The organism is Archangium sp., assembly GCF_036388035.1.
GTDB lineage: Bacteria > Myxococcota > Myxococcia > Myxococcales > Myxococcaceae > Archangium.
The window spans coordinates 1-5704 of record NZ_DASVSO010000476.1 but is presented as its reverse complement, the minus strand read 5'-3'; the positions used below and the strand labels follow the sequence as shown (position 1 = coordinate 5704).

General features: G+C 66.3%; 4 protein-coding genes and 1 pseudogene. All 5 read left to right on the top strand.

Features of this window, described 5'->3' with window-relative positions; genetic code table 11:
• Positions 1-894 (top strand): annotated as a pseudogene (locus tag VF697_RS19320) (OmpA family protein); the annotation flags it as partial.
• Positions 891-2267: an Ig-like domain-containing protein gene (locus VF697_RS19315; RefSeq protein WP_331097096.1), complete on the top strand. Its 1377-nt coding sequence runs from the start codon at positions 891-893 to the stop codon at positions 2265-2267. The pseudogene VF697_RS19320 and the gene VF697_RS19315, both read left to right, overlap by 4 nt.
• Positions 2257-3174: a hypothetical protein gene (locus VF697_RS19310; RefSeq protein WP_331097095.1), complete on the top strand. Its 918-nt coding sequence runs from the start codon at positions 2257-2259 to the stop codon at positions 3172-3174. Before VF697_RS19315 ends, VF697_RS19310 begins: the two co-directional genes overlap by 11 nt.
• Positions 3175-3226: 52 nt before the next feature.
• Entirely contained in the window at positions 3227-4609 is a 1383-nt protein-coding gene (locus VF697_RS19305; protein ID WP_331097093.1) for a hypothetical protein, read from the top strand.
• Positions 4610-4909: 300 nt separating this feature from the next.
• A partial coding sequence (locus tag VF697_RS19300; protein WP_414641321.1) for a nucleoside-diphosphate sugar epimerase/dehydratase occupies positions 4910-5704 on the top strand: 795 nt, incomplete at its 3' end.

Genomic DNA, 5704 nt, shown 5'->3' with positions numbered 1-5704 from the left:
CTCACGCTGGTCTATGGAGGCCAGCGGCTGGCACTGGTGCGGGACCGGGCGACGGCACAGCTCGCGGGCGTGTGGAGCGTGGCGTCCTGGCTGGAGTTGGGCATACGAGTCCCCTTCGTGGTGGAGCAGCGCGGGGACGAGCCGGGCGCACCGGGCCTCGGCGCTCCGAAGAGCCGCGGCCTGTCCACGCCCTTCGCCAGTACCCGGCTGGGGCTGCTCTCCCAACGGGGCGGGGCCGCGCTGGATATGGCGCTGGAGCTGGGCCTGGGATTGCCCGTGGGCAGCGCCGAGGCCTTCGCACGCGACGAGGGGCCGCGCCTGTCCGCCCGGCTGCAGGTGGGCCGGCGGTTCGGCTGGCTGCGACCGGCGCTGGAGGCGGAGGTGCTGCGGCGGTCCTCGGCCGCCATTGGTTTGCCCGAGGACCCCCGCCCCCTGTTGGGCAGAGAGGTGCGCCTCGCGGCGGCGCTGGCCCTCCTGGGCGAGGGCCTCCGGGGTGAGGTGGGGGCCCGCGCCACCCTGCCGCTAGAGCACTCGAGGAACGCCCTGGAGGTGCTGGGGGGGTTGCACTACCCCGTGCTGCCCGAGCTGGAGGTGTTCGCGCTGGGAGGCCTGGGCTTCGGCTCCGCGCCTGGTACGCCCCTCTACCGCGCCGCGGCCGGGCTCTCCTTTGGCTCCGCGCCCCTCCCCGAGCCGGAGCTGCACCTGCCGGAGCGAGTCATGCCGGGGCAAGCGCCTCCCCGGACACCCTCACCCCGACGTCCCGCCGTCTCCACGTCCTCCATGGCCCCATGGCCGCCGGACGAGGCCCCGCCAGGAGAGGACACCGGAGAAGAGGACACCGGGGAGGACGCGCCGGACGAGCGCCAGCCCGACGCCAGGAGGACGAAGCCATGACGATGAGACGTTGGCTCAAGGGGGGACTGGTGGCCCTGGCACTCTGCTCGGCCCGGGTGGGCGCGTTCGCGGTGGACACCTCGAGTCCTCCGGTACTGGAGATGCCCGTCGCGGGGGCGCTGCTCACTACCCGGACGCCGCTCTTCTCTGGCAGGGCGGACGCGGGCGCGCTGGTGGTGCTCATGCTGGACGGGGGGGAGCTGGACCGTGCCCGGGCCGATACGGCGGGACGCTGGAGCATCCCCGCGCCCCGACTGCTGGCGGAGGGCCCCCACCAGGTGAAGGCGGGCCGCGTGGATGCGCTCGGCGGTGTCGGCTCCTTCTCGGAGTCCCGCGCCTTCACCGTGGACACGGTGCCACCCGCGGTACCGGAGCTGCGCGCTCCCACTCCGGGCGCGCTGCTGAATACGTTGACGCTGACCCTCTCCGGCCGTGCCGAGCCGGCCAGCCGGGTGACGGTGTACCTCCTCGGCAGCGTGCCTCTCGGGACGGCCACGGCGGATGCAGCGGGCACCTGGAGCCTCTCGGCCGGGGGCGTGCCAGAGGGCTACAACGAGGTCCGGGCACGCGCGGTCGATGCCGCTGGCAACGCGAGCCCGGCCACGCCGGCCCTCGGCTTCACCGTGGACACGACGCCGCCGAATGCACCCGAGGTGCTCTCGGCGGAGGAGGGGACGGGGGCGGTGGGCACGAGCTTCCCGGTCATCACCGGCACGGCCGAGCCGGACAGCGTGCTGGCGCTCTATGTCGGAGTCGTGCGGCTCGGCACCACACGAGCGGATGCGACGGGGCGCTGGAGCTTCATCTCGCCGCTGCCCCTGGCCGAGGGGGACTACGTGGTGCGAGCCTCCGCGACCGATGCGGCGGGCCACACCAGCCCGGAGTCCTCCCCCTACCTCTTCTCGCTGGGCAAGCTGCCCCCGGACACAGCCATCACCTCCGGACCCGAGGGGACGCTTTCCTCGACGGAGGCCACCTTCGAGTTCGCTTCCCCCCGGACGAGCGCCACCTTCGAGTGCGCCCTGGATGTCGCGGCCTATGAGCCCTGCACCAGCCCCGTCACCTTTCGAGGTCTCGCGTCAGGCGCGCACACGTTGAAGGTGCGCGCGAAGGACGCGCTGGGCCGCACGGACCCGACGCCCGCCTCCCGCACCTGGACCATCGCCATCGTGGAGGATCTCACGGGCAACGGCGTGGGCTGCAACTGCTCCGCTTCGGGAGTCTCTCCGGTGCTGGCATCGCTCAGCCTGGTGGGGCTCGCCCTGCACGCGAGCCGCCGACGAGGGGGCTGGGGACGGCTTCCGCGCTTCACCTCGCCTGCCATCAGGCGCTCTTCATTGAATCTTCCCACCGGGGGTTCCCATGTCGTTTGAACAAGTATGCAGATACCTGAAAGCCAAGCACGCCACACGCCCGCCGCCGTACGTGGGCATCGCCATCCGCTTCAATGGTGATGATGACAATGTATTCATGGTCGAGAACGAAGAGTATGACCAGGAGCCAAATGGGGAACTCTTCGGCCAATACGGACGGACCCGTCAAACCATCACTCAACTCGCGCCTTTCCAGCCCTACGACACCGTCCAGAGATATATCAATTCGACGTCCAGCCGCCACGAGGAGCTACGGCGAAGCGCCAGGGAAAAAGCAATCAAGGCCATGGACTTCGAGTTCGAGCTCAACATGTTGCAGCATGAGAAGGAGCATAAAGATCGTCTGGCGGCGGGACTGCTCATGGATCGCAACAAGGTGCGGGAAGAGCTCCGGAAGAAAGCGGAGTCTGATTCTAAAGCTTTCAAGCATCTACCTCCCATCTCGGAGGCGAGGAAGCATGCCGAGGAAGTGGAAGCCCGTCGCGCCTACCAAAAGAACCTCTATCAGGAAACAATACGGTATGCCGAGGATGAGCATCCCCATGAGGTATACGCGCACACGCCCATCAACCCTGCGTTCACGCAGGGTGGGCATGCCGAGGAAATCTTGATCCGGGAATGGAAGTCCATGACGCAGGGCCTCAAGGTCGAGAAGGTAGATCTCTACTTGACGACGATGTGCTGCGCGATGAATTCATCTCCCTTTCAGATGTATTTCGACGGTGTTCTCGTCGACTTCAAACAGGGCTGCATCAACAAGATGGTGCAACTCGTCGAACTCGTGGGCGCAGACGTCACATGGAACATTACCTATACCAATCTTGTAGGGCGTGATGAGCTGGGCCTGGCTCTTCGTTTCGCCAAGCGATTCCCGATCAACGTCACGTATTCCTGGGAACGACACTGAAGACGGCGCCCTTGTTTCAAGCCCGCGGTTCACTTCAACCCCCGAGGAAAGAATGGAGATCCTGGTCGCACTCTGGTCGAGGAATACGCGTAATTTGCATTATATGAACCAGCCTTTGGCCGGTGCCTCGGCCGATGCCAGGATGCAGGCCCTGTCGGAGGCCATCCAGAAGGTGGGCGAGAAACTCGCCGCTGGAGGATTCCCGCCGGGCCAACCCATTCAAGGCATCTTCGTCGCGCCAGAGTATCTTTTCACCCAGCAGAGGACCAGCTCCGCCGAGCGTCGGGCAGTGGAGGAGGGCATGAAGGAGGGTTTTCTCCAGCACCTGCTCACCCTCAGCAGGACCTATCCGACCCTGCTCATCGTGCCTGGGACGATCGCCTGGCGAAAACCCCTCCAGCGCCCCGCGGGCGAGCAGCGCAAGAAGGACCCGATGACAGGAGAGCGCACGGGAGACGAGAAGACGGAGTCCAGGGTGGCCAAGGCCCAACGCAGCTTCTCCTCCTCCTTCCTTCCCCCTTCATTCGGGAACTTCAATCCGGGGAACAAGAACACTTTCAATGGTGTGGAGGATACGGTCCCGGGCAAGGACGAGAAGTTGAGCAAGCTAGCCGACTGGGCGGATCAAGATTGCTACATCCAGCGCAATACGGCATACATGCTGCTCAACGGAAGGATACGGTTCAAATACAACAAACGTGGTGACTTTCACGAGGCCATTGGAGCGCATGGCGATACTGTATTCATTCCGGGCCAGCGCTCTGGGATGGTCACCATCGAGAACATCCGGTTCGCCTTGGAGATCTGCCTGGACCATTGGTACGGGATGGCAAATCACGACGTCTCGCTCGAGCCCACGAATACACCCCACATCCACATCGTTGCCTCGGACTTCGTGGACAACCGGGTGTCCCGTATGGCCATGGAGAGCGGAGGGTGGTTCCTCCACGCCAGTTCTTCTCAAGCTCACACGGGTGTATGGACGAAGGATTCGTCGGGAACGCACGCATTGCCTGCTACGGAAATGGACACGGTAGGAGGGGAGCCGCTCTGCTACTGGCGCATCACCCTGGACGATGCCCTGTGCCCCTCCGCGGTGCCGTTGAACCTTCCTCTGCTGGACTTCCCAGAATTCGAAGAGGGTATCGACATCGAAGCGCTTCTTTCGGAAATCGATTCAACCGAGCCCGGTCGAAAGCGCTCCTGGCAGTCGCTCCAACAGTTCGCGGGTACCCTTCAAGCACAACTCCAGGACAGCCAGATCGGTCGCAGCCCGAAGCGCGCCCGGATTCTTCAACAGTTCCAACAGCTCCAACAGTTTTTGAATACAGGCCTTGGCTCTCAGGGGAGGGCCCAGGAGGGCGCTCCCTTGCAAAGCCAGAAACAACAGTTCCAAAAGTGGATGCAGTCGTTGCTGAAGAACCAGGAGGACTGACCCGTCCTGCGTCTTCCGGAAGCCCACGCATGGGGGCGGCACCTGGCGCGGAACCCGCGCTGGAGCCTCACGGGCCTTCCCCTCATTGTGGCGGAATGCCACACCGGACCGTGGAGGAGCCTTCCAGGTGCCTGGAACGATAGGGGTTTTCCCTCGGCCGGAGCGCAGTGTGGCGGAACGCCACAGTGCAGGCTTCCGCCCCGTTGAGGCAGGGGGCCCCCGAGGCCCGGGGGCTGGAATTCCGAGGGTTTACCTCCGGGTGGGGCCTTGGCACTGGAGTTGCTCCAGAGCCGAGCACCCATGGAAACGACCTCCTCGCACGGACGCCTGGCACCGGGCTCCGCCTCGAAGCTGAACCTGGTGGTGGATGTGCTGCTGGGCCTCGGGGCCCTGGTGGGCTCCATGGAGCTGATGGGGCACCCCCTCCAGCCGGGCAACCTGGACGTGTGGCTGCTGGCGGGCCTCGGGGCGCTGACGTGGCTGCTGGTGGGCACGGCGCTGTGCCTCTATGACCCGCGCTTCTCGGACCGCTCGGTGCTGGATGACCTGGCGCTTCTCTCCATCGCGGTGGTGGTCACCACGGGCGTGCTCTTCCTGGCGTGCCTGCTGCTGGCCTCGAGCGTGCCCACGGCGGCGCTGAGTCTCTTCGCGGTGCTGCTGTGGACGGCGGTGGTGGGGCCGCGGCTGCTGCTGTTCCGGCGACTGGCTCGGCGGGAGGCGCCGCTGGACGAGGCGCTCGTGCTGGGCCTCGGCGCCCTGGGCCGGGTGACGGGGGAGGAGCTGACGGCACATGGCCGCCGTCGGGTCGCCGGCTACCTGGCCTTCAGCGGCGAGCAGCCCGCGCCCGGGTCATCCCTGCCGGTGCTGGGCCGGGTGGAGCAGCTGGAGGAGGTACTGGGCACGGTGCCGGTGGACGTCGTCTACATCGCGGGCAACGCGCAGAAGCATGCCCAGGAGATGCAGGCGGCCATCAAGCAGTGCGAGCGCTTTGGCATTCCCTTCGCGCTGCCGCTCCACTCCTTCCGGATGGAGCGGGCGCGCCCGATGGGGGCCCCCACGGCGGGGGACGGCTACCTGCACTTCGTCACGCACGCG

What these genes read in the sequence shown, in the direction of transcription:
- VF697_RS19315 (WP_331097096.1), top strand. Translation starts at nt 891, where the DNA reads ATGACGATGAGACGTTGGCTCAAGGGGGGACTGGTGGCCCTGGCACTC.
- VF697_RS19310 (WP_331097095.1), top strand. Translation starts at nt 2,257, where the DNA reads ATGTCGTTTGAACAAGTATGCAGATACCTGAAAGCCAAGCACGCCACA.
- VF697_RS19305 (WP_331097093.1), top strand. Translation starts at nt 3,227, where the DNA reads ATGGAGATCCTGGTCGCACTCTGGTCGAGGAATACGCGTAATTTGCAT.